Annotated in this window: 24 protein-coding genes; 13 read left to right on the top strand and 11 right to left on the bottom strand. The window is 58.5% G+C overall.

What is annotated here, in order from left to right; all coding sequences use genetic code 11:
* Positions 1–108 precede the first annotated feature (108 nt).
* Complete coding sequence (rnt, locus tag QK296_RS19420; RefSeq protein WP_003188980.1) at positions 109–780, bottom strand: ribonuclease T; 672 nt, start codon at positions 778–780, stop codon at positions 109–111.
* Complete coding sequence (pyrC, locus tag QK296_RS19415) at positions 777–1,823, bottom strand: dihydroorotase (RefSeq protein WP_032893318.1); 1,047 nt, start codon at positions 1,821–1,823, stop codon at positions 777–779. Before pyrC ends, rnt begins: the two co-directional genes overlap by 4 nt.
* 156 nt (positions 1,824–1,979) lie before the next feature.
* Here pyrC and QK296_RS19410 point away from each other — a divergent pair, with 156 nt between their 5' ends.
* From QK296_RS19410 to QK296_RS19400, 3 genes are all read left to right on the top strand, one after another.
* Positions 1,980–2,888: an OmpA family protein gene (locus tag QK296_RS19410; protein ID WP_003188982.1), complete on the top strand. Its 909-nt coding sequence runs from the start codon at positions 1,980–1,982 to the stop codon at positions 2,886–2,888.
* 129 nt (positions 2,889–3,017) lie between these two features.
* Positions 3,018–4,235 (top strand): argininosuccinate synthase, encoded by a 1,218-nt coding sequence (locus tag QK296_RS19405; RefSeq protein ID WP_003188984.1) that lies wholly within the window; start codon positions 3,018–3,020, stop codon positions 4,233–4,235.
* A gap of 625 nt (positions 4,236–4,860) precedes the next feature.
* Positions 4,861–5,493 carry a response regulator transcription factor gene (locus QK296_RS19400; protein ID WP_003188986.1) on the top strand — a complete coding sequence of 211 codons (633 nt, stop codon included), beginning with the start codon at positions 4,861–4,863 and terminating at the stop codon, positions 5,491–5,493.
* 83 nt (positions 5,494–5,576) lie between these two features.
* Here the strand turns inward: QK296_RS19400 and QK296_RS19395 are convergent, their stop codons facing one another.
* The 4 genes from QK296_RS19395 to metG all read right to left on the bottom strand — a co-directional run bounded on the left by QK296_RS19395 (position 5,577) and on the right by metG (position 9,673).
* Entirely contained in the window at positions 5,577–5,759 is a 183-nt protein-coding gene (locus tag QK296_RS19395; protein ID WP_003188987.1) for a hypothetical protein, read from the bottom strand.
* Positions 5,760–5,866: 107 nt separating this feature from the next.
* Positions 5,867–6,505, bottom strand: coding sequence for an endonuclease III (nth, locus tag QK296_RS19390; protein WP_003188989.1), 639 nt, complete (start codon positions 6,503–6,505; stop codon positions 5,867–5,869).
* 60 nt (positions 6,506–6,565) lie between these two features.
* Positions 6,566–7,534, bottom strand: coding sequence for an electron transport complex subunit RsxB (gene rsxB / locus QK296_RS19385; RefSeq protein ID WP_282391194.1), 969 nt, complete (start codon positions 7,532–7,534; stop codon positions 6,566–6,568).
* 87 nt (positions 7,535–7,621) lie between these two features.
* Positions 7,622–9,673, bottom strand: a complete 2,052-nt coding sequence (gene metG, locus QK296_RS19380; protein WP_034135813.1) for a methionine--tRNA ligase — start codon at positions 9,671–9,673, stop codon at positions 7,622–7,624.
* Positions 9,674–9,845: 172 nt separating this feature from the next.
* Between metG and apbC the strand changes: the two genes are divergently transcribed.
* Positions 9,846–10,940, top strand: coding sequence for an iron-sulfur cluster carrier protein ApbC (gene apbC, locus QK296_RS19375; protein ID WP_034135812.1), 1,095 nt, complete (start codon positions 9,846–9,848; stop codon positions 10,938–10,940).
* Positions 10,941–11,462: 522 nt separating this feature from the next.
* Here the strand turns inward: apbC and fdxA are convergent.
* The 3 genes from fdxA to QK296_RS19360 all read right to left on the bottom strand — a co-directional run bounded on the left by fdxA (position 11,463) and on the right by QK296_RS19360 (position 15,181).
* Positions 11,463–11,786, bottom strand: coding sequence for a ferredoxin FdxA (gene fdxA, locus QK296_RS19370; protein ID WP_282391193.1), 324 nt, complete (start codon positions 11,784–11,786; stop codon positions 11,463–11,465).
* Positions 11,787–11,928: 142 nt separating this feature from the next.
* A complete protein-coding gene (gene mutS, locus QK296_RS19365) occupies positions 11,929–14,520 on the bottom strand; it encodes a DNA mismatch repair protein MutS (protein WP_137204974.1) in 2,592 nt (863 codons plus the stop codon).
* Between the two features lie 379 nt (positions 14,521–14,899).
* A complete protein-coding gene (locus QK296_RS19360) occupies positions 14,900–15,181 on the bottom strand; it encodes a DUF3077 domain-containing protein (RefSeq protein ID WP_047712702.1) in 282 nt (93 codons plus the stop codon).
* Between the two features lie 413 nt (positions 15,182–15,594).
* Here QK296_RS19360 and QK296_RS19355 point away from each other — a divergent pair, with 413 nt between their 5' ends.
* Positions 15,595–16,143 carry a hypothetical protein gene (locus QK296_RS19355; protein ID WP_032893302.1) on the top strand — a complete coding sequence of 183 codons (549 nt, stop codon included), beginning with the start codon at positions 15,595–15,597 and terminating at the stop codon, positions 16,141–16,143.
* A 285-nt stretch (positions 16,144–16,428) separates the two neighbouring features.
* On the opposite strand, the gene QK296_RS19350 is transcribed toward QK296_RS19355, so the two are convergent.
* Together QK296_RS19350 and QK296_RS19345 are read right to left on the bottom strand one after the other, a co-directional pair.
* Positions 16,429–16,800 (bottom strand): hypothetical protein, encoded by a 372-nt coding sequence (locus QK296_RS19350; protein WP_032893301.1) that lies wholly within the window; start codon positions 16,798–16,800, stop codon positions 16,429–16,431.
* A complete protein-coding gene (locus QK296_RS19345; RefSeq protein ID WP_003189004.1) occupies positions 16,793–17,281 on the bottom strand; it encodes a type II toxin-antitoxin system antitoxin SocA domain-containing protein in 489 nt (162 codons plus the stop codon). Before QK296_RS19345 ends, QK296_RS19350 begins: the two co-directional genes overlap by 8 nt.
* 225 nt (positions 17,282–17,506) lie before the next feature.
* Between QK296_RS19345 and QK296_RS19340 the strand changes: the two genes are divergently transcribed.
* From QK296_RS19340 to QK296_RS19305, 8 genes are all read left to right on the top strand, one after another.
* The gene (locus QK296_RS19340) at positions 17,507–18,250 is read left to right on the top strand and encodes an XRE family transcriptional regulator (RefSeq protein ID WP_169855582.1); all 744 of its coding nucleotides are present in this window, start codon (positions 17,507–17,509) and stop codon (positions 18,248–18,250) included.
* Between the two features lie 590 nt (positions 18,251–18,840).
* Positions 18,841–19,179 (top strand): phage holin family protein, encoded by a 339-nt coding sequence (locus QK296_RS19335; RefSeq protein ID WP_003189007.1) that lies wholly within the window; start codon positions 18,841–18,843, stop codon positions 19,177–19,179.
* 23 nt (positions 19,180–19,202) lie between these two features.
* Positions 19,203–19,718, top strand: a complete 516-nt coding sequence (locus QK296_RS19330) for a hypothetical protein (RefSeq protein WP_034135806.1) — start codon at positions 19,203–19,205, stop codon at positions 19,716–19,718.
* 3 nt (positions 19,719–19,721) lie between these two features.
* A complete protein-coding gene (locus tag QK296_RS19325) occupies positions 19,722–20,333 on the top strand; it encodes a phage baseplate assembly protein V (protein ID WP_003189010.1) in 612 nt (203 codons plus the stop codon).
* 9 nt (positions 20,334–20,342) lie between these two features.
* The gene (locus QK296_RS19320) at positions 20,343–20,675 is read left to right on the top strand and encodes a phage baseplate protein (protein ID WP_032893295.1); all 333 of its coding nucleotides are present in this window, start codon (positions 20,343–20,345) and stop codon (positions 20,673–20,675) included.
* Complete coding sequence (locus tag QK296_RS19315; RefSeq protein ID WP_282391192.1) at positions 20,672–21,667, top strand: baseplate J/gp47 family protein; 996 nt, start codon at positions 20,672–20,674, stop codon at positions 21,665–21,667. Before QK296_RS19320 ends, QK296_RS19315 begins: the two co-directional genes overlap by 4 nt.
* Positions 21,664–22,302, top strand: coding sequence for a phage tail protein I (locus QK296_RS19310; RefSeq protein ID WP_056790108.1), 639 nt, complete (start codon positions 21,664–21,666; stop codon positions 22,300–22,302). The genes QK296_RS19315 and QK296_RS19310 overlap by 4 nt, the downstream gene beginning before the upstream one ends.
* A complete protein-coding gene (locus QK296_RS19305; protein WP_032893292.1) occupies positions 22,299–22,829 on the top strand; it encodes a tail fiber protein in 531 nt (176 codons plus the stop codon). Before QK296_RS19310 ends, QK296_RS19305 begins: the two co-directional genes overlap by 4 nt.
* Positions 22,830–22,836: the final 7 nt, after the last annotated feature.

Below are 22,836 nucleotides of genomic sequence, written 5' to 3'. Positions count from 1 at the left end.
GATCAAGATCAAAAGCAGATCAAGATCAAGAGCGGCTCGCTTCGCATCGTGGTTAGCGTCTGCTGCGACAACCTACAAAATTGTGTAGGTACCTATGCTCATCGGGGCTCAGTCGTTGAAGTCTTCCCAGCCACCCATCTGTTTCCAGCGATTGACGATGCCGCAGAACAGCTCGGCGGTCTTCTCGGTGTCGTAGCGGGCCGAGTGGGCTTCACGCCCGTCAAAGTCGATACCGGCTGCCTGGCAGGCTTTGGCCAGAACGGTCTGACCGTAGGCCAGGCCGGCAAGGGTGGCGGTGTCGAAGCTGGAGAACGGGTGAAATGGGTTGCGCTTCATGTCCAGCCGCGCCACGGCGGCGTTCAGGAAACCCAGGTCGAAACTGCTGTTGTGGCCGACCAGGATCGCGCGTTTGCAGCCATTGGCCTTCAACGCCTTGCGCACGCCGCGGAAGATATCGGTCAGCGCCGCTTCTTCACTCACCGCCATGCGCAGGGGGTGGTCGAGCTTGATCCCGGTGAACTCCAGGGCAGCGGCTTCGATATTGGCGCCTTCGAAGGGTTCTACGCGAAAGAAATGCGTGTGCTCCGGGTACACAAAGCCCTGTTCGTCCATGCCGATGGTGGTTGCGGCAATTTCCAGCAAGGCATCGGTGGCGCAGTTGAACCCACCGGTTTCTACGTCGATGACGACCGGCAGATAGCCGCGAAAACGCTCGGCCATCGGATGGCGCGAGCCGCCACCGCCGTGCTCTTGTTCGTCGTCGTAATGGTCTTCACTCACTTGCTTTCCTCCAGCAGGCGCCAGCGCAGTGTTTCACCGGCGCGCAGCGGGATAACGGTCAGCTCGCCAAAGGGCAGGCTGGCAGGGGCGGTCCAGTCTTCACGAACCAGGGTAATGCGGTCGGTATTCGCCGGCAGGCCGTAGAAACGCGGGCCGTTGAGGCTGGCAAAACCTTCGAGCTTGTCCAGCGCGTTACGCTGTTCGAATGCTTCGGCGTACAACTCGATGGCGGCAAACGCGGTGTAGCAGCCGGCGCAGCCGCATGCGGCTTCCTTGGCGTGCTGGGCGTGGGGCGCCGAGTCGGTACCGAGGAAGAATTTCGGGCTGCCGCTGGTGGCGGCATCCAGCAGGGCTACCTGATGGGTGTTGCGCTTGAGGATCGGCAGGCAGTAGAAGTGCGGCCGAATCCCGCCCACCAGCATGTGGTTGCGGTTGTAGAGCAGGTGATGGGCCGTGATGGTCGCGCCAACGTTGGCTGACGCTTCGCTGACGAACTGCACCGCATCGGCGGTGGTGATGTGTTCAAACACCACTTTGAGCGTCGGGAACAACTCGACCACACGCCGCATGTGTTCATCGATGAAGATTTTTTCGCGATCGAACACATCCACGTCGCCACGGGTGACTTCCCCGTGGATCAGCAATGGCATGCCGACCTCCGCCATGGCTTCGATCGCCGGCAAGATCTTGTCGATACTGGTTACACCGGAATCGGAGTTGGTGGTCGCACCTGCCGGGTACAGCTTGGCGGCGTGCACATAACCGCTGGCCTTGGCTTCACGGATTTCTTCAGGCTGGGTGCGGTCGGTCAGGTAGAGCACCATCAACGGTTCGAAGCGGCTGCCGGCCGGTCGTGCAGCGAGGATGCGCTGGCGATAGGCGTCGGCTTCTGCGGCATTGCGCACCGGAGGTACCAGGTTAGGCATGATGATGGCACGGCCAAACGTGCGGGCCACATCGGCCACGGTTTGGGGTAACGCAGCACCATCGCGAAGATGAATATGCCAGTCGTCGGGACGCAGCAGGGTCAGGCGGTCGGACATTGGGGATTCCAGGCGGGTCAATCTGGTGGGAATGCTACCGGAAAAGACTCTTGCAGGCACTCGCTATCAAGTTTTGCCGGATGCTACCGATATCTCCGGGTATGCCTTAACGATGTATGACGCTGTGAAGTGTTGTAGAAACCCATGGAGCCTCCCGTGCGCCAGTATTATCTAGCCCTGCTCAGTGTGTTCGCCAGCCTGCCTGCGGCGGCCCTCACGTTCCAGACACGTCTGGAGAATATTGAGTGGAAGGTAGAGGGCGATCAGTTCGAGTGCCGCTTGACCCAGCCGATCACCGATTTCGGTTCCGGTGAATTCGTACGCCGGGCCGGCGAACAGGCGACGTTTCGTCTGAAAACCTATGGCAGCAGCCTAGGCGCCGGCTCGGCAACCCTGTTGGCCGCTGCGGCGCCGTGGCAACCGGGCCGAGGTGATATCAACCTTGGGGCCGTGCGTGTCGGCAGCGGCGACGTGCTGTTCAATAGCTCCCAGGCCCAGGCCGGTCGCCTGTTCACCGGCTTGCTCGAAGGGCGCAGCCCGACGGTGCGGCATTACGGGCGTGAAGGTGGTTACTCGGAAATTCGCCTGCTGCCGGTGAAGTTCAACAAGGCCTATAACGATTATCAGCTGTGCACCACCAAGCTGCTGCCCATGAATTACGACCAGGTCAAACAGACAGAAGTGGGCTTTCCCGGTGGGGGCATTGAGCTGGACGCGGCGGCCAAGAAGAAGTTGTCCGTGATCCTGGCCTTCATGAAAGCCGATCCCACGGTCAATCATGTCGAGTTGAACGGCCATTCGGACAACAGTGGCAACCGTCTGACCAACCGCGACGTGTCCCGCCGCCGTGCCCTGGCGGTGATGGACTACTTCAAGGCCAACGGCATCCAGGAATCGCAGATCACGATGCGCTTCCATGGCGAAAGCTACCCCTTGGCGCCCAACACCAATGCCGCCAACCGTGCGCGTAACCGTCGTGTGAATATTCAGCTTGAGCGCGTGGCTACGCCTGAGAAACCGGCGCCCCAGGCCACTGCGCCGAGCAACCCGGCGGCGACCTCATAAGAGGCGACCATCGGTCGCCCACTCGACATAATCTGTCGCTTTATCTTCATTTGCTGTCGCGCCCCTGTAATTTCGCGGTTTTGATCGGTAGAATCGTCGCCTTTCCGTACAACCCCGTGGAGTGATGGCATGGCCGACGTAAACAAGGTCGTTCTCGCGTATTCCGGCGGCCTGGACACTTCGGTGATCCTCAAGTGGCTGCAGGATACTTATAACTGTGAAGTGGTGACCTTCACCGCTGACCTGGGTCAGGGTGAAGAGGTCGAACCTGCACGTGCCAAGGCGCAAGCCATGGGCGTGAAAGAGATCTACATTGACGACCTGCGCGAAGAGTTCGTCCGCGATTTCGTCTTCCCGATGTTTCGCGCCAACACTGTCTATGAAGGTGAGTACCTGCTGGGTACCTCCATCGCCCGTCCGCTGATCGCCAAGCGCCTGATCGAGATCGCCAACGAAACCGGTGCCGACGCCATTTCCCACGGCGCCACCGGCAAGGGCAACGACCAGGTCCGTTTCGAACTGGGTGCCTACGCACTCAAGCCAGGCGTGAAAGTCATTGCGCCGTGGCGTGAGTGGGACCTGTTGTCCCGTGAAAAGCTGATGGATTACGCTGAAAAGCACGCCATCCCGATCGAGCGTCATGGCAAGAAGAAGTCGCCGTACTCGATGGACGCCAACCTGCTGCACATTTCCTATGAAGGCGGCGTGCTGGAAGACACCTGGACCGAGCACGAAGAAGACATGTGGAAATGGACCGTCTCCCCGGAGAACGCTCCAGACAAGGCGCAGTACCTGGAACTGACTTACCGCAACGGCGATATCGTCGCGCTGGACGGCGTTGAAATGACCCCGGCCACCGTATTGGCGACCCTGAACCGTATCGGCGGCCAGCATGGTATCGGCCGTCTCGACATCGTCGAGAACCGTTACGTGGGCATGAAGTCCCGTGGCTGCTACGAAACCCCAGGCGGCACCATCATGTTGCGCGCGCACCGCGCCATCGAATCCATCACCCTGGACCGCGAAGTCGCTCACCTCAAAGACGAGCTGATGCCCAAGTACGCCAGCCTGATCTACACCGGTTACTGGTGGAGCCCAGAGCGTCTGATGCTGCAACAGATGATCGACGCCTCCCAGGCTCACGTGAACGGTGTCGTACGCCTGAAGCTGTACAAGGGCAACGTGATTGTCACCGGTCGCAAGTCCGATGAGTCGCTGTTCGACTCCAACATCGCCACCTTCGAAGAAGACGGCGGTGCCTACAATCAGGCCGACGCGGCAGGCTTCATCAAGTTGAACGCACTGCGCATGCGCATTGCTGCCAACAAGGGCCGCTCGTTGTTCTGAGTCGCGCGCCTGTTGTGAAAAATGGCCTCTTGCGCAAGGGGCCATTTTTTTTGCCTGGGTTTTTATGGGCGCTTTAAAAACAGAGCCGTGTATAAATGTTTAGCCTGTGTTTAAGGATTTTTTCGTAACTTGCGCAATTATTTTCCGGTTTTGTCATTTGTTTTTAAGTCTGAATGATTTTTTACATCTGAGGAGGAACTATGTCTGACAGAAAATTCACTCATGTAGTTGCAATGGATATGTGAATTGTTGAATTTTCTGTAGGAATTTTGGAAGTGCTGAAATATGTTAAATGGAACTAATGGGAACGGTTGTTCCGGATTGATTTGTGCGCGTTACGGCGACAAGCAAGGGGCATTTCCTGAAAGTGTTGTGCGGCACGTTTACTTTCAGGGGCTAATGGGCACGATATTTCACTCAAAATATGTACGCGTCGAGAAAGGTCTGAAAGCAACCATAAAGCTCTATGCATCTAAGTTGGCGATTTTTTGTAGGTTAATTCCTATCTTCTTGTGGGTTGGGTCTCTGCCTGCTCTCGTTCGGGGGGGAATGCTATGCCAACTAGTAATCGACTAGGCTATTGTGTTTGCTCTAAATAATTCGAACAGCGAAATTGGACTTTCTCATGAATAAAGTGCTGATCGTGGATGATCATCCCGTCATTCGTCTTGCTGTGCGCATGCTAATGGAGCGTCATGGTTATGAGGTCGTTGCCGAGACTGATAACGGTGTCGATGCGTTGCAACTTGCACGGGAACATATGCCGGATATTGTGATACTGGATATCGGAATCCCCAAGCTTGACGGCCTGGAAGTTATTTGTCGGCTGGCATCAACCAAGCAAGCCGTCTCGTTCAAGGTGCTGGTGCTGACGTCCCAGGCCCCCGGCCATTTTTCCATGCGCTGCATGCAGGCGGGGGCCGCCGGCTATGTGTGCAAGCAGCAGGATCTGACAGAGTTGCTCAGTGCCATCAAGGCGGTGCTTTCCGGCTATAGCTATTTCCCGAACCAGGCGCTCAATTCGGTACGCTCAACCATGGGCAATGCCAGTGAAGCCGACATGGTCGAACGCTTATCGGGGCGGGAGATGATGGTGCTGCAGCAGCTGGCCCGTGGCAAAACCAACAAGGAGATTGCCGATGGCATGTTCCTCAGCAACAAAACCGTCAGTACCTACAAGACGCGCTTGCTGCTCAAGCTCAATGCCCGGTCCCTTGTGGACCTGATCGAACTGGCCCAGCGCAACGGCCTGGTTTAGGAGGATATTGCACCCCTTGAATACCCGTGTAACCGGCAGAAAAAAGCCTCCGTCAGGGAGGCTTCCGGCCGCCAACGGCTCGATCAGAAATCGAAGTCGTAATCGGCCAGCTGTTTTTGCAAGCGTCGCTCTTCCAGAAGATTGTCGATAGTGCGGCGTTTGCTCAAATTGGTCTTGGCCACCTCTGCCACCGGTGCCTCTACCACATCGTCATCCGACTCAACGAGGTCGTCTTCCACTTCCAGTTGTTCGTTGCCAGCGCTCATAAGGTCAACTCCAGGCTAAGACTGCCGTTGGGGCTCCTTATAGCGATAATCCGCGGACGGGTAAAAAAGATTTTTTCAATCGTCTGATCACAAAAACCAATGATCGCTCAATCGTCGGAGGTTTTGTCCTTGTATTCGCACAAGTCTTCGATACGGCAGCTCCCACAGCGCGGCTTGCGGGCCTGGCAAACGTAGCGTCCGTGCAGGATCAGCCAATGATGGGAGTCGAGCAAATAGGGCTTGGGCACGAACTTCATCAACTGCTTTTCTACCTCAACCACATTCTTGCCCCGTGCAATGCCGGTTCGGTTGCTGACGCGGAAAATGTGCGTGTCCACCGCCATGGTCAACTGCCGGAATGCCGTATTGAGCACCACGTTCGCCGTTTTGCGGCCCACGCCTGGCAAGGCTTCCAGGGCTTCGCGGGTTTGTGGCACCTCCCCCCCATGCAGCTCCAACAGCAGGCGGCATGTTTCGATCACATTCTTGGCCTTGCTGTTATACAGGCCGATGGTCTTGATGTATTCGGACAGGCCTTCCACACCCAGGGCGTAAATCGCGGCGGGTGTATTGGCCACGGGGTACAACTTCGCCGTGGCCTTGTTGACGCCAACGTCCGTGGATTGAGCCGAGAGGATCACCGCAATCAGTAACTCGAACGGTGAGGAGTAGGCCAATTCGGTTTTCGGTTCCGGATTGTCTTCGTGAAACCTGCGGAAAATTTCCAGGCGTTTTGCGGCATTCATAGGGGCAGGCGTTTCCTTGCAGGCGGTCGGCGTGATGTTAGCAATACACAGTGCAGTGGGTCAGCCGTTGGCCTCGGCATCCTGCAGCGTTTGCTCGGCGGCGTTCAATGCGGCTTTCAAGGTTGCGATTTCATGCGCATCAGCTTGCTGATCCTGAGCCTTTTTCAACGCAGCCCGGCGCATGGCCAACTGGATCTTTGCGCGCTTGAACTCGGTGCTTTTAGCGGCCGTCTTTGGTGGCTGCGGTGAGCTGTTGGCCTCCAGTGCGGCAAGCGCCTGCTCGGATGCCTCGAACTGTCGCTGCAGCATAATCAATTGCGACTGTTGCTCAAAGGTCGGCGGATGCCCAAACGCTTTCAAGGATTTGTGCAACTGAGCGCGACTCATGGCGACGTTGGTTTTGGCCTGTTTGATCGCGGCGTCCTGAGCGGCCTGAGAGTCATCGACCGGTGCCACCGCCATCGGCGCTGTGCGCTTGGCGCGTGCCAGGCGTTCGGCGAGCTTGCAAGCCTCTTCACGTTGCAGGCGGGCGTTACGTTGTTCGAAGCGCCGCCGCGCCCGGTTGCGTTTGAAGTCGCGTGCACGCCGTTCATTATCGTTGCTGGCCAAGTCACCGACGATAGGCAGAACGTCAGCAAGCGGACGCATCTCGATACAGTCGACAGGGCAGGGCGCAACACACAGGTCACAACCGGTGCACTCGTCGACAATCACGGTGTGCATCAGCTTGGCGGCACCCACAATGGCATCCACCGGGCAGGCCTGGATGCATTTGGTACAACCGATGCATTCGGCCTCGCGGATATAGGCGACTTGCGCAGGCGCATCTCCACGGCTCGTGTCCAGGTCCAGTACCGGCAGGCGCAGCAGTTGTGCAAGCCCGACGATGGTTTCCTGCCCGCCGGGCGGGCACTTGTTGATGGCTTCGCCTTTAGCGATGCCTTCTGCGTAAGGTTTGCAACCCGGGTGCCCGCACTTGCCGCATTGAGTCTGCGGCAGCAGCGCGTCGATACGTTGAATGAGGTTCATGCTGTGATCATAGCGTTGACGCCCGGCCCAGGGAGAAGGGCAAGCTGAGAGGCCCCGCCGTAGCAACAGCGGGGCATTTTTCAGAGGTTACTTGATGCGTTGGCCCGGCTTCGCGCCGCTGTCCGGGCTCAGCAGGTAGATTTCTTCGCCGCCAGGGCCGGCCGCCATCACCATGCCTTCGGAAATGCCGAACTTCATTTTCCGTGGCTTGAGGTTGGCGATCATCATGGTCAGGCGACCATCGAGCTTGGACGGGTCCGGGTAAGCGCTCTTGATGCCGGAAAACACGTTGCGCTGTTCGTCGCCGATATCCAGCGTCAGGCGCAGCAGCTTGTCGGCGCCTTCCACGGCTTCGGCCTTGATGATCAGCGCCACGCGCAAATCCACGGCGGCAAAGGCGTCGAAATCGATTTCCGGGGAAATCGGGTCCTTGGCCAGCTCGCCATTGCCCGCCGGCGCGGATTGGCCGGTATCGGTCTGGCTGGCGACCAGGTCTTCTTTCGAAGCGTCGGTCATGGCCTGGACTTTCACCGGGTCAATACGGGTCATCAAGGGCTTGAACGCGTTCAACTGATGATTACCGAGCAAGGTGGTGTGATCGTTCCAGCTCAACGGCGCCACATTGAGGAACGCCTCGGCATCGGCGGCCAGCAACGGCAGCACCGGCTTGAGGAAGATCACCAACTGACGGAACAGGTTGACCCCGGTGGCGCAGATAGCCTGGACTTCAGCTTCCTTGCCTTCCTGCTTGTTCAGGGACCAAGGCGCCTTGTCGGCGATCCAGGCGTTGGCGCGGTCGGCCAGGCCCATGATCTCGCGCATGGCGCGGGCAAAGTCGCGGGCTTCATAAGCGTCGGCGATGCTCGGAGCGGCGGCCAGGAAGGCGTCGGTCAACTCCGGTGCGGCGTTCTCGGCTACCAGTACACCGGCGTTGCCCTTGTGGATAAACCCGGCACAACGGCTGGCGATGTTGACGACTTTGCCCACCAGGTCCGAGTTGACCTTCTGTACGAAGTCTTCCAGGTTCAGGTCCAGGTCGTCCACACCACGGCCCAGCTTGGACGCGTAGTAATAGCGCAGGTATTCCGGCGACAGGTGGTCCAGGTAGGTGCGCGCCTTGATAAAGGTGCCACGGGACTTGGACATTTTCTGGCCGTTGACCGTCAGGTAGCCGTGCACGGCGATGCCGGTCGGCTTGCGGTAGCCCGAGCCTTCAAGCATTGCCGGCCAGAACAGCGCGTGGAAGTTGACGATGTCCTTGCCGATGAAGTGGTACAGCTCGGCGGTGGAGTCCTTGCCCCAGAACGCGTCGAAGTCCAACTCCGGGGTGCGATCGCACAGGTTCTTGAAGCTGGCCATGTAGCCGATCGGCGCGTCCAGCCACACATAGAAGTACTTGCCCGGCTCGCCCGGAATTTCGAAGCCGAAGTACGGCGCGTCGCGGGAGATGTCCCACTGCTGCAGGCCACTGTCGAGCCATTCGGAGAGTTTGTTGGCCACGGCGTCCTGTAAGGTGCCGCTGCGCGTCCAGGTTTGCAGCATTTGCTGGAAATCCGGCAGCTTGAAGAAGAAGTGCTGCGAGTCCTTGAGTACCGGCGTGGCGCCGGAGATCGCTGATTTGGGATCCTTCAAATCGGTGGGTGCGTAGGTCGCGCCGCATTTTTCGCAGTTGTCGCCGTACTGGTCTTCGGTGCCGCATTTCGGGCAGGTGCCCTTGATGAAACGGTCGGCCAGGAACATTTTCTTTTCCGGGTCGAAATACTGGGTCACCGAACGTTGGTCGATGTGCCCGGCTTCCTTCAACCGCAGGTAGATCTGGCTCGACAGCTCGCGGTTTTCTTCGGAGTGGGTCGAGTGGAAATTGTCGAAGTCCACCAGGAACTCGGCAAAGTCGGCGCTGTGTTCAGCCTGCACATTGGCGATCAGTTGTTCCGGGGTGATGCCTTCCTTTTCGGCGCGCAACATGATGGCCGAACCGTGGGCGTCGTCCGCGCAGACATAAATGCATTGATTGCCGCGATGCTTCTGGAAGCGCACCCACATATCGGTCTGGATGTACTCAAGCATATGGCCAAGATGGATCGAACCATTGGCATAGGGCAGGGCGCTGGTGACGAGGATCTTGCGTGGCTCGGACATGGGGCTCGGCTACTTGATGAAACGGAGGTCGGCCACTATAAAGCGCCGGGAAATTTATTTCACCCCGTGACGCTGTTTCAGAATCTTCCACGCCTTCGAAAGCATGCCGTTCAGCGGCTGGAACGGTTAGGATAGCCGCCTGTTTCAGTCAGTCTTTTTTCGGGAGTAGCCCATGAGCGCCGTCAATCGCGCAGCGGTGGAAGCCGTTCTTCGCCAGTACACCGACCCTTATTTGAACCAGGACCCGGTCAGTGCCGGCTGTGTGCGTGCCATCGAGGTCCAGGGCGACCAGGTGTCGGTGCAGTTGCAACTGGGTTATGCCGCGGGTCTGTTCAAAAGCGGTTGGGCACAGATGCTGCAAATGGCCATCGAGGGCCTCGACGGTGTGGGTTCGGCCAAGGTCGACATCCAATGCGTGATCGCGCCGCACAAGGCCCAGGCGCAGATCCCGGGCCTGGCCAACGTCAAGAATGTGGTGGCGGTGGCGTCCGGCAAGGGCGGCGTGGGTAAATCCACCACCGCGGCCAACCTGGCCCTGGCCCTGGCGCGGGAAGGTGCGCGCGTGGGCATTCTCGATGCCGACATCTACGGGCCGAGCCAGGGCGTGATGTTCGGCATCGCCGAAGGCACACGGCCGAAGGTCAAGGATCAGAAATGGTTTGTGCCCATCGAGTCGCTGGGTGTGGAAGTGATGTCCATGGCGTTTCTCACCGATGACAACACGCCGATGGTCTGGCGCGGGCCGATGGTCTCCGGCGCGTTGCTGCAATTGGTCACACAAACGGCGTGGGGTGACCTCGACTACCTGGTGATCGACATGCCGCCAGGCACCGGTGACATCCAGTTGACCCTGGCGCAGAAAGTGCCGGTGGCCGGTGCGGTGATCGTCACCACGCCTCAGGACCTGGCGTTGCTGGACGCCAGGAAAGGTGTGGAGATGTTCCGCAAGGTCAACATCCCGGTGCTGGGCGTGGTGGAAAACATGGCGGTGCATATCTGTTCCAACTGCGGGCATGCCGAGCATCTGTTCGGTGAGGGCGGGGGCGAGAAGCTCGCTACTCAGTATGGCGTTGAACTGCTGGCATCGTTGCCATTGGCGATGGAGATTCGTGAGCAGGCCGATGGTGGCAAACCTACCGTCGCGGCCGAGGCTGATGGGCAGATTGCGATGATCTATCAGGAGTTGGCCCGTCATGTCGGTGCGCGGATTGTCTTGCAGGAAGCGACGGCACCGGCGATGCCGACCATTACCGTGAGCGACGATTGATTAGGCTGTAACGGATACGCGAAAAGCCTGACGACCCGTGGTGCTCTCGGGTTTTTCGCGAGCGAGCTCGCTCCTACAGGTGGGGTGTGAATAGGGCTTGTTGCTACTTTGCGTAATGCGCGTGTAAGCATTCGCTTACTTTTTCGTAAGTGTTTGGTTTTTTTGGCTGTTGCGTACGTCTTGAAATGACGAAGCTATTATCTATCTTATTGAAAGATAACGATTATTTTCGCGAGTGAGAGCGGTAGAGTTTGTCAGACCGCTGAGGGCATCGCGTTGAACTTCCCTCGGAACGCTCTAACATCAGCCCTGTGTCCACGGATTGGCACAGCCATCAAGGAACGATGGTTTGAAGGAACGTCGCAGGATGCGATTCATCAGGATGATGAAAAGGAATACAGGGACTAGGGAAAAAATGTGGGCGGGTCATACCGCCCCTTTTTTTGCCTGTAGAAAAGTGAACCCAGGCACCCGAACGCAAAAAAGGCCCTCAAGGGCCTTTTTTTGTTGGGCAGTGGCGCTTTAGCGCTCTAGTTGCTCAATCTTGTTGGGCTTGCCATCCCATTCGGCGGCGTCCGGCATCGGATCTTTGCGCTCAGTGATGTTTGGCCAGATGTCTGCCAACTCGACGTTCAACTGAATGAATCGCTCCATGCCCGCAGGCACTTCGTCCTCGGAGAAAATCGCGACGGCCGGGCATTCTGGTTCACACAGGGCGCAGTCGATGCACTCATCCGGGTGGATAACCAGGAAATTCGGGCCTTCGTAGAAGCAGTCCACCGGACAGACTTCTACGCAGTCGGTGTACTTGCACTTGATGCAGTTGTCGGTGACGACGAAGGTCATTTCTAATTTTCTCCTCAGGCGGCGGCAGCGAAACCCCTTGTGGTGGGGTTCGCGAGGTTTGAGAGCGATAGTCTGCGGACCAGGCTAAAAGCCCGCAGCATCCCAAACCGCGCGAGATTCTATCAGCTTGCAAGCGTCTGCGTTATATCCGAGTCTTCAGTGCATATAACATTTCGAGCGCTTTACGCGGCGTCAAGTCATCCAGGTCAAGCTTTGCCAACTCATCCAGCACCGGATGGGGCAGGCTGGCGAACATATCGCTCTGATGCGGCGCGGCAGGTTTCTTGCTGGCCTTGGCCGGGCTGGCGACCACGGTTTCATGGGGCAGCGCCGTGGTTTCCAGGCGGCTTAAGTGTTCACGGGCGCGGGTGATCACCTCGTTCGGCACTCCGGCCAATTGCGCTACGGCCAGGCCGTAGCTCTGGCTTGCCGGCCCTGGCAGCACATGGTGCAGGAACACGATGCGCTCGTTGTGCTCGGTGGCATTGAGATGCACGTTGGCCACCAGCGGCTCGCTTTCCGGCAGCACCGTCAGCTCGAAGTAGTGCGTGGCAAACAACGTGTACGCACGCAAATGCGCCAAGCGTTCAGCCGCCGCCCAGGCCAGGGACAGGCCGTCGAAGGTGCTGGTGCCGCGGCCCACTTCGTCCATCAGCACCAGGCTGCGCTCGGTGGCGTTGTGTAGGATGTTGGCGGTCTCGCTCATTTCCACCATAAAGGTCGAACGGCCACCGGCCAGGTCATCGCTGGAGCCGATCCGCGTGAAAATGCGGTCCACCAGGGACAACTCGCAACTGGCTGCCGGTACGAAGCTGCCGATATGCGCCAACAGCACGATCAACGCGGTCTGACGCATGTAGGTGGATTTACCGCCCATGTTCGGACCGGTGATCACCAGCATGCGGGTATCGTCGTCCAGCGACAGGTCATTGGCGACGAACGGCGTGGTCAGCACTTGCTCCACCACCGGGTGACGACCTTGCACGATGCGCATGCACGGTTCGCTGACAAACCGTGGGCAATTGAGGTCCAGGTTCAGCGCACGTTCGGCGAGGTTGCTCAACACATCCAGCTCCGCCAGGGCGGCGGCGGTGTCTTGCAACGGCGCCAGGCGGCTGATCAAGTCCTCGAGCAAGGCTTCGTAGAGCATCTTTTCCCGCGCCAGGGCGCGGCTTTTGGCCGACAGCGCCTTGTCTTCGAATGCTTTGAGCTCGGGGGTGATAAAACGCTCGGCGCCTTTGAGGGTCTGGCGACGTTGATAATCGATAGGCGCCGACTCGGCCTGTTTGCTCGGCAGCTCAATAAAGTAGCCATGCACACGGTTGTAGCCGACTTTCAGGTTAGCCAGGCCCGTACGGGCTTTTTCGCGGGCTTCCAGATCGATCAGGAACTGCCCGGCGTTTTCGCTCAGCGATTGCAGCTCATCCAACTCGCTGTCATAGCCGGTTTTCAACACGCCGCCGTCACGAATGATCGCCGGTGGGTTGTCGATGATGGCCTTTTCCAGCAGCGCCGCGAGGTCCGGGTAAGTGCCAGCGGTGACGGCAAGCTGTTGCAGGTGCGGCGTGTCCAGTTCGGTCATCGCCACTTGCAACTGCGGCAGCGCGCTCAAGGCATCACGCAGGCGCGCCAAGTCACGGGGCCGCGCATTGCGCAGGCCGATCCGCGCCAGGATGCGCTCGATATCGCCAATCTCTTTCAGTTGCGGTTGCAGCTTTTCAAAGCGATAGCCGTCGAGCAGGCAGGTAATGGAAGACTGGCGCGCTTGCAGCACCGTCAAATCCCGTAGCGGACGGTTCAGCCAACGGGTCAGCAAACGGCTGCCCATGGCAGTCTGGCAACGGTCCACCACCGATTGCAGGGTGTTATCACGCCCGCCGGCCAGGTTGGTGTCCAGCTCCAGGTTGCGACGGCTGGCGCCATCGAGCACCACGGTATCGTCCAGACGCTCATGGCGCAGGCTGCGCAAGTGCGGCAGGGCGGTTCGCTGGGTTTCCTTGGCGTAGCTGAGCAGGCAACCGGCGGCGCCGATGGCCAGGGTCAACGTCTCGCAACCAAAGCCTTTAAGGTCCTGCACCGAGAACTGCTGGCAAAGACTTTTCAGCGCCGAATCACGTTCAAAATCCCACGGCGCACGACGCTTGGTCCCACGACGTTTCTCCGCCGGCAAGTCCTTGGGCCAATCATCCGGAATCAACAACTCCACCGGGTTGATACGCTCAAGTTCCGCCAGCAGGTTCTCCCAGCCCTTGATCTCCAGCACGCTGAAATTGCCACTGGTGATATCCAGCACCGACAGGCCGAACAAACGCTCATCGCCCAACACCGCCGCAATCAGGTTATCGCGACGCTCATCCAGCAACGCCTCATCACTCACCGTACCCGGCGTAATGATGCGCACCACCTGGCGTTCCACCGGCCCTTTACTCGTGGCCGGGTCGCCGATCTGCTCACAGATCACCACCGACTCGCCCAGCTTCACCAGCTTGACCAAGTAGCCTTCCAGCGAATGGTAAGGAATCCCACACATCGGAATCGACTGCCCCGCCGACTGCCCGCGCGCGGTCAGGGTGATGTCCAGCAGCTTGGCGGCCTTCTTCGCGTCTTCATAGAAGATCTCGTAGAAGTCGCCCATGCGATAGAACATCAACTGATCAGGGTGCTGGTTTTTCAGGCGCCAGTACTGCTGCATCATCGGGGTGTGGGAGGACAGATCGGAGGTGTTTTTACTCATTGGGTAATAGGCAAATTCGTTGAAAGTGATGGGGCAAAGGGGGCGCGTGGTCCAGTGTCGATCAGTTTAGAAAGGCGCACGTCAAAACAAAGCAGGTCGAATGTGGGAGCTGTCGAGCTTCAGCGAGGCTGCGATGGGATCACCGCCCTGTACCGGCGGGCCGAAGCACCCGCATCGCTGAAGTTCAAAAGCTCCACACCTTGCCCAATCGTGGTCGCTTAACTGATCGGCATTGGGCGCTTGGCCCAGCATTTTTTGCGATGGGCGCAAGGTTAACATGCGAAGTCGACCCTTCGCAGGTCGCAAACGACCCGGTAGAAATAGAAGAAGGGGCGGCGCATTTATCAAAATACGCCGCCCCCTTCTTTTTATCGCCCCTTTACTGAATGTTGCCGGGCGAATCCAACACCTTCACCACATCATCAACTACCGCCTTGACCATCTCCTGCAAGTAATGCGACGCCCAGGCATAACGGTCCGTCTCCTTGGTCATCGCCGCATCTTCTGCGAGCAGTTTGGCGATATGGAGAAGATCGGAGGCGTGGTGCAGGGCTTCTTGCAGGGAAACACCGCTGTTGACGCGGAATAGAGGTTGGTCGGAGTGAAAGGAGAAGGGGGTGACGCCGAGGGTGGTTAACGCAGGCGGATTTGTAGCGGTCATCGGTAAAACTCCCATATCAAGTGAGAGCTACCACGTTCGTTATCAGGCGAATGGGGTGGCAGCTGTGCGCAGGCTGATAAACCGGAGATACAGGAACCCGGCAGACCCGAAGGTCTCCCACGCACAGCCGCCATTGCACGAAATGAGGGGCGAAAAAAAACGCCTGCAAATCGGGTTTGGTGGCGCTTGTTGCGCCTGCATCTTGACGGGTTATCAGGCCCGGTCGCTGAATTGGCAGCGACGAATGGAAGGGTAGCGTGGTGATAGGGAGGGTGCAACTGGGAAACTGTGTCCTGGAAATAAATGCGTCCGCTTTTCTCCAGTAGGCAGCATTGGAGAAACACGCCTCCTAGAACGATGTGGCAGGTAATATCATGATTCGACTAGTTTGAACTTCGCAACCTGGAAAATTTATGACGAGTACCCTGAAGTATCAGATTCTTGCTGGGCTACCGGGCGAAGGGCCTCTTCCTTTGCAGTTCAGCGCTACCGGCCAAGGGCACCATAGTGAAGGATTCGTCATCAGGTTCTCGCCAGAGGCGAAGCCTTCTTGGGTGGGGAATTTTCAACCGGGTTTTTGCCGCTTCAGTTGCGTTCTGACGCTGGGTTCAACTTTTCATGTGATGATAGTTGCCGGTGGTCAGGGTTATATCGTGGACATTCGTAGCGGCGTTCTCTTGAAGCATTTCGGTGGCGATATCGAGTACTTGGTCAGCATTCCAGAATTAGATAGCATCCTTGTTTCAAATGGGGTGTGGCTCAGGCTTGTTAAAGGCGAGGCTGAGGTCTGGTGCTCTGAGCGCCTGTCTCTGGACGGGATTAGAAATATCCAAATCTCGCTCGCGGATGGGATCATTACAGGGGAGGGATGGTATGTAGACGATTGCTGGTATCCGTTCAAAGTCTGCATCTCCTCGGGTGAAGCTACGGGAGGAGTTTTCGAGTCGCTTGACTTCAGCTAAGTCCATTTCTGCGTTTCTGAATGATTAGCTACCGGCCGCTCTGGAAGCAGTTCGCGCCGAATCACCAAGCAGTAACACCGCCATAACTCAGCGATTCATCGCTCTGATCACTCTTTTTTTCCAGCGCCATTTTTACAATCTGTCACGTTGGGATAAGGCAGGCAGACCAGAATCATTTTACTCTTCGGTTCAAAGCCGATGCGATCAATGCCGGGAAGGTGATAATCTGGCTTTTTCGCAGCATATTAATCCTTCAAAGTTGGAATGACTGCGCGGTCCAATAGGCTATTTTGACCTACGCCCACTAGCCGGAAACAACCCTCGGATCACCCCAAGAAACGCCGCAAACAGATTGATTGAAGTCGCCGTAGTGATAGCAATCAACACATTGTCCGAGAACGGCGCTTTGCCCGAGTAATACGTCGACCACCCATTCCACACCAGTAAAACCGCCCAGAAGATCACACCACAAGCGGCAAACCAAAACGCCCGACCCGCATATTTCTTGCGCAGTTGCCTTTCGGCCTTCTGGTCTTTGAGGTTCTGGTTTCTTTCATCGTCGGTGCCTATGGCTTGCTCGCCACCGGCTTGGGTGTCCTGGTCAGGCCCTGCCGCGGGGGGCAGGGTGAGTTCCAGGTTGTCGAGTTCTTCACTCACGGATGCGGCTCTTTGGGTGAATGAGTGTTGCCATGTCTTCCCAGTCTATGGCAGAACCGTCGGCACCCTTGAGGGCCCAGGCTGTGCCGTCCTCGTGGGACAGGTTGGACAGTTGGGTGCCGGACCATTTGCCGTATTTGTTGATGATCCGGTCAATCAAGCGATGGGTGTAGGTGTCGCTCTCAGGCACTCTCGGTGTCACGAACACAATATCTTCGGCGTCGGGCTTCAGATTGCTGAGCAACGACGTCACCGGACGATTACCGTAGGATTTCAACTCATGGTAAAGCGACGGGATGACCGGGCCATATTGCCAGCGGGCAAAGTGATCATCCATAAGGGGCTGATCCCGTTCGCGCAAATGCCAGGACTGCGTATAAAACAGCAGTTTTTGCAGCTTCATGGGCGTCAGGCCCGAAAGCTTGCCTTCCTTCGCACGTTCAATGAAGGCGTTAGCGACAGCTAGCGCTGAATAAGCCATGAGCACCTCCGTCGTTGCTGGCTACGTTGTCCAAGAGTTTTATACATAGGCCTTGAGTTGTCGACATGCAAGGTGTTGACCGGCAGCAATACCAAGCTGTCGAAATAATAGAGCGTCGATAACTGGTTGCATATACAGTATTTTGATTCAAGTTAAGTGAAAGACGCGTGTTTAATGCATAAATATGCAAATTAGCATTTGCCAACCCCAAAAACTCCCGTCACTATCCGCGCTATGCAAAAACGCAACGTTTCTATCGTCTTAAGAGAATTGCTGGACCGCGACCGGATCTCCCCCACGGAGCTTCACCGACGCACTGGCGTGCCTCAATCCACACTGTCCCGGATCCTCAGCGGCAAGATCGTTGATCCGTCGGATAAACACATCTCCCGTATCGCCGAGTATTTTCGCGTGAGCACTGATTACCTGCGCGGGCGCGCAGCAGTGGGCGCTTTGCGCGATGACGGGCGCGACCCGATGCATTCGGAACTCAAGGACATAAGCCTGTGGGACGACGACACCCCCGTTAATGATGACGAGGTGTCGATCCCCTTTCTGCGCGAGGTTGAATTGGCTGCTGGATCAGGAAGATTCGTCATCGAGGAAAGCGAAAAGGCCAGCCTGCGGTTCGGCAAGCGCAGCCTGCGGCATAACGGTGTGCAGTTCGACCAGGCAAAGTGCGTGACGGTGCGCGGCAACAGTATGTTGCCGGTGTTGCGCGACGGGGCCACGGTAGGGGTGAATGCCGGCAAGAGCGGCATTGGCGACATCGTCGATGGCGACCTGTATGCCATCAATCACAACGGCCAGTTGCGGGTTAAACAGCTCTACCGCCTGCCTTCCGGGATTCGCCTGCGCAGCTTCAATCGTGATGAGCACCCCGATGAGGACTACAGCTTCCAGGAAATTCAGGACGAGCAGATCAGTATCCTCGGTCATGTTTTTTGGTGGGGCATGTACGCCCGCTAACCTCCACGCGTAAGAAGAAACCCGCCCATGTGCGGGTTTTTTTTCGCCCCTAGAAAACCGGCCAAGCCCAAGCCCGTAAGGCTTCTAATGCATTCATGCATTTCCATAGCAAAAATAAATGCATCTATGCATTGACTGTATATGCATACATGCATATTCTTCATCTCAAGCCAGCCAACAAGGCCTGGTGGAGGCGGCAAGGATGCTGCCAAGGAAGACAAGGAAGGCACGCAACATCGGCAAGGACGCCATCGAAGCGATGGCAGGGATGCCAGGCAACACCGGCAAGGATGCCGACGCTCTTTAGTTTCAACGCTTCAACAACAGGCAGCGATGAACCGGCCTTAACGGTTCAGAGGGTTGGCAACTGACCCAGGTGTGCAGCGTAAAGCACCAGAAGCAGTTATCCGGCAGACAGGGATCGTGGTCGGAAAAACATCGAGGAAAGGACCGTACCGCGCCAGTAGCGCCGAAAGTCCGAGGACATCATTACTGAAAAGCCCGGGCGACCGGGCTTTTTGGAATGCCTACCTACCCAAGCATTTGTAAATGAAATACGGACTATTTATTGCTCAGCCAGGAGGCGTGACATGACAAATGAACAGCAAGCGTTAGCGGAAATGCCTATCTGGCTGGTGATCGTATTGGCGGTGATCGGCGGGGTGTCAGGTGAAATGTGGCGCGCCGATAAAGAAGGCGCACGTGGCTGGTCGCTGATCCGCCGTCTGGCCCTGCGTTCCGGGGCGTGCATGGTTTGCGGGGTGTCGGCCCTGATGCTGTGCTACGCCGCCGGCATGTCGATCTGGACCGCCGGCGCCATTGGTTGCCTGACTGCCATGGCCGGTGCTGACGTGGCCATCGGCCTTTATGAACGATGGGCGGCCAAGCGCATCGGGATCAACCAAGGCTCCGGCCAGGACCCGCACTAATCGTTGCAAGGACGCGACTTAAAATGACGTTTATCGATAAGCCATCCCAACTGCCCCAAGCCATCGGCGCGGTGCTGCATGCGGCCTTCCCGGACATCAAGGTCGGCAGTCACCAAGACTTTCAAGGCGATGCTGAACAAACCGGCGTAATGGTCACGGTCGAAGGCAATGGCCCGGGCATTCGCTCTCGCGAGGGGCGCAAGGCCCACGTCCTGGCCATTTCACTTAGGGCCATGGTCGCCCCCGGTGCATTGCCGTTCGACGCCTGCGACCTGGCCAGCCAGCTCATGGATCTGGTGCTGGATAACCGTTGGTACCTGCCCCAGGCGCAGTGCGATTTGCCGGCGAATATCGTCGCGGCTCCCGCTGTGCGCACTTCCGTGGAAACGGACTACGACACCTGGACGGTTTCCTTCACTCAAACCCTCTATCTAGGGCCGACGTTACTCGACGATCCCACAGGCCAACCGCTATTTGCCTGCACCTGGGACGTCTCCGATATCGACGACCCGGCCCAATACAAGCCTCTGGCGGAGTAGCCCATGTTCGACGCGCTGTTACGCATGCAATTGGGACCGATCGTCGAGCGCCTGGCCGAGATGGAGTCCCAGCTCGAGGACCTCTACCGGCGCGCCGAGAGCTTCTGCCGGATCGGCATCTGCCAGCAGGTCGATGCGGCCAGCAACACCTGCAAGGTCAGCCACGGTGACCTGCTCACCCCGGCGATCCGTTTTTTCAACCCCAGTGCCGGTGCACAAACCGAAACCCGCATCCCCACGGTGGGTGAGCAATGCCTGCTGCTCAACTACGGCGGAGGGGAGGGCGGTGTGCAATCCGTGGCTCTGTTCGGCCTTAACAGTGATCGCTTCCCGCCGGTCTCCAACGTGGCAACGCTGACTCGGCGCCGGCATCAAGACGGCACCCAAAGCGACTACGACGACGCCAGCCACACCTTCAACTGGATCAACGGCCCTACCACCTTCAGCGGTTCCCGCGAACAGGTTGACGTCAAGGTCGGCGCCGCCAGCCTGACCCTCAGCGCCCAAGGCATCACCCTGCAAGTCGGCGGCACCAGCCTATTGCTGGATGCCGGCGGCGCGCACTTCAGCGGCCCGGTGGTGGACCATCAAGGACGCGTCATCAGCCCCCGATAAGGACACCCCATGCTCGGAATCGATAGGAACACCGGGGCGGCCGTCGACGACTGGCTGCAATTTGTGCAGCGCGCCACCCGAGCGCTGACCACCCCCGTCGGAACGCGGCAAAAGCGCCCGTTGTACGGCTCGCTGATCCCGCAGTTGCTCGGCCAGAACCTCGGCGACGACCTGTTGATCCTCGCCCAGAGCCACGCCGCGCAAGCCTTCTACAACACCCACAACGGCATCGGCGACTTCGACCCTCAGGTCATCGTCGCCACCCGCCAAGGCGCCGGCCTGCTGCTGCGGTTTGCCGGCACCTGGAAAAACCGCCAACAATCCTTCGAGGTCGTGACATGAGCATGCTGATCCCCGGCCAGAACCAACTGGCGGAACCGACCATCATCAAGGTCGATGAGTTCGAACCGTTGCTGGCCGAATTCAAAGCGTTTGTCATCGACTATGTCGCCACCCGCGCGCCGCAAAGCGCGGCCAAACTCCAGGTCAGCCTCGACAACGAAAGCGAACTGCTGACCCTGGCTCTGGAAGCCTTTTGCGTGCGTCTGCAAACCCATGAGCGCAAATACAACGCCCGCATCAAGCAGATGCTGGCGTGGTGGGCCACCGGCAGCAACCTGGATGCGCGCCTGGCCGATATGGGCCTGGAACGCCAAGTACTCGACCCCGGCGACCCGGCCGCGTTCCCGCCGGTGCCGCCTACTTTGGAAAGCGATGACGACGCTCGCCTGCGTTACTACCTGGCACCCCACGCTCCAGCAGCAGGCTCGCGGATGCAGTATCGCCGCGAAGTGTTCACCCTCGGCGAGCGCCCGGCGGTGAAAGTACAGAGCGCGACGCCGGGTGTGGTGACGGTCACCTACACCTTCGACCCGGACGGCTATGCGGCCCAGATCAAGGACGGCAACGCCCGACGCACCGCACCGGGGGAAGTCATGGTCACCGTGCTTTCCAGGGAGGGTGACGGCACGCCATCTGCCGACTTGCTTGACGGTGTACGTCGACATTTCGCACGGCCGGATGTACGACCCGAAACCGACCTGGTCAGCGTCCAGGGCGCGCAGATTCAACCCTACAAAATTCGCGTGGTGGCCAAGATCAACGCCGGCCCGGACTCGGGGCTGACCCAAGTGGCCGCGCAGAAACTGCTGCAAGACTACGCCGAGTCCTGCCACCGTCTGGAAGGGCGGGTGGACCCCAGCTGGATCGACTACGCCATCCACAGTGCCGGCGCTGCGCAATTGCACATCTTGGAACCGTTGGCGCCGATTGTCAGCACCGCGTTCCAGGCCCCGTATTGCACGGGTGTCGAGGTGGAGGTGCGCACGCTATGAGTGAACCCAACGCAAGTTTGCTGCCCGCCAACAGCTCACCGCTGGAAAAGGCCCTGGACCTGGGCTTCGGCAGATTGCTTGAGCGCGTCACCCCGCCGTTTCCGGCGCTGATGAACCCGCTGTACACGCCCAGCGAATTCCTGCCTTACCTGGCCGCCGACCGCGGCGTCAGCGAATGGGATGCCGAGGCCAGCGAGGCGGAAAAACGCCTGACCGTGGCCTTGTCCTGGCAGATCCAGCGCCAGGCCGGCACGCCCAAGGCGCTGAGCCATGCGGTGGAGTCACTGGGCTTCACGCCCAATATCAGCGCCTGGTACCAGCAACGTCCGCTGGGCGTGCCTTACACCTTCGATGTGCAGGCGATCATCGGGCGCAGCTGGTCCAGCGGCGACCACAACCGGCTGATCCGGCGTATCAATGCGGCCAAGAGTGAGCGCGATCAGGCGACGATCACCATCGTGCATGAGACCGAAGGCCAGCTCGCCCTCACGCAAGTGCTCGACGCGCCTTTAAGCGACGGTGAGTTCTACCTGAACGGCGCGTTGCCGGAATTGGCGCTGGTAGCTCGGCTCAACAGTGCCGGGGTTGCCCAGCACTACACCATTAACGATTACGACCTCAGGGCGCAGCCATGACAGATGAAATCACGCGCCTGGTGCGCTTCACCTCCAAAGGTTTGGATGAAGTGCTGCAGGCAAAGAACCAGGGCCTCAAAGGCGAAATCACCCACATCGGCGCCGGCACGGGCCGCTACAACCCCGACGGCTCAGAAGTGGCCTTGCGTGACGAGCGCCAACGGGTGGCCATCGTCGATTACGAAGACCTGGGCGAGCGCCAACTCAGGATGGCCGCGCTGTTTGACGGCGACGGCGAGTATGAGATTGGCGAGTTCGGGTTTTACCTCGCCAGCGGGACGTTGCTGGCGGTGTATTCCGTGGCGGGGAAGTTGCTGACGTATAAGGCGGCGGCGGCTCGGGTGCTGCAGAAGTTTACGCTGGATGTTTCGCCGTTGCCGGCGGATAGCGTGACGATTGTGGTGGGGAGTGAGAACTTGAATCTGTTGTTGGCGGAGGAGATCGCGATTATGGCCGCGGCTTCGGTTGGCAATATGTCCCGCCACGTTGATTTGATGTTTCGGGTTATGCATCTTGAAGCGAAGTAGTAGCACT

Source organism: Pseudomonas sp. AL10 (assembly GCF_029960685.1).
GTDB classification, from domain to species: domain Bacteria; phylum Pseudomonadota; class Gammaproteobacteria; order Pseudomonadales; family Pseudomonadaceae; genus Aquipseudomonas; species Aquipseudomonas lactis.
The sequence above is the reverse complement of the archived record's forward strand: the minus strand, read 5'-3'. Positions and strand labels throughout refer to the sequence as shown.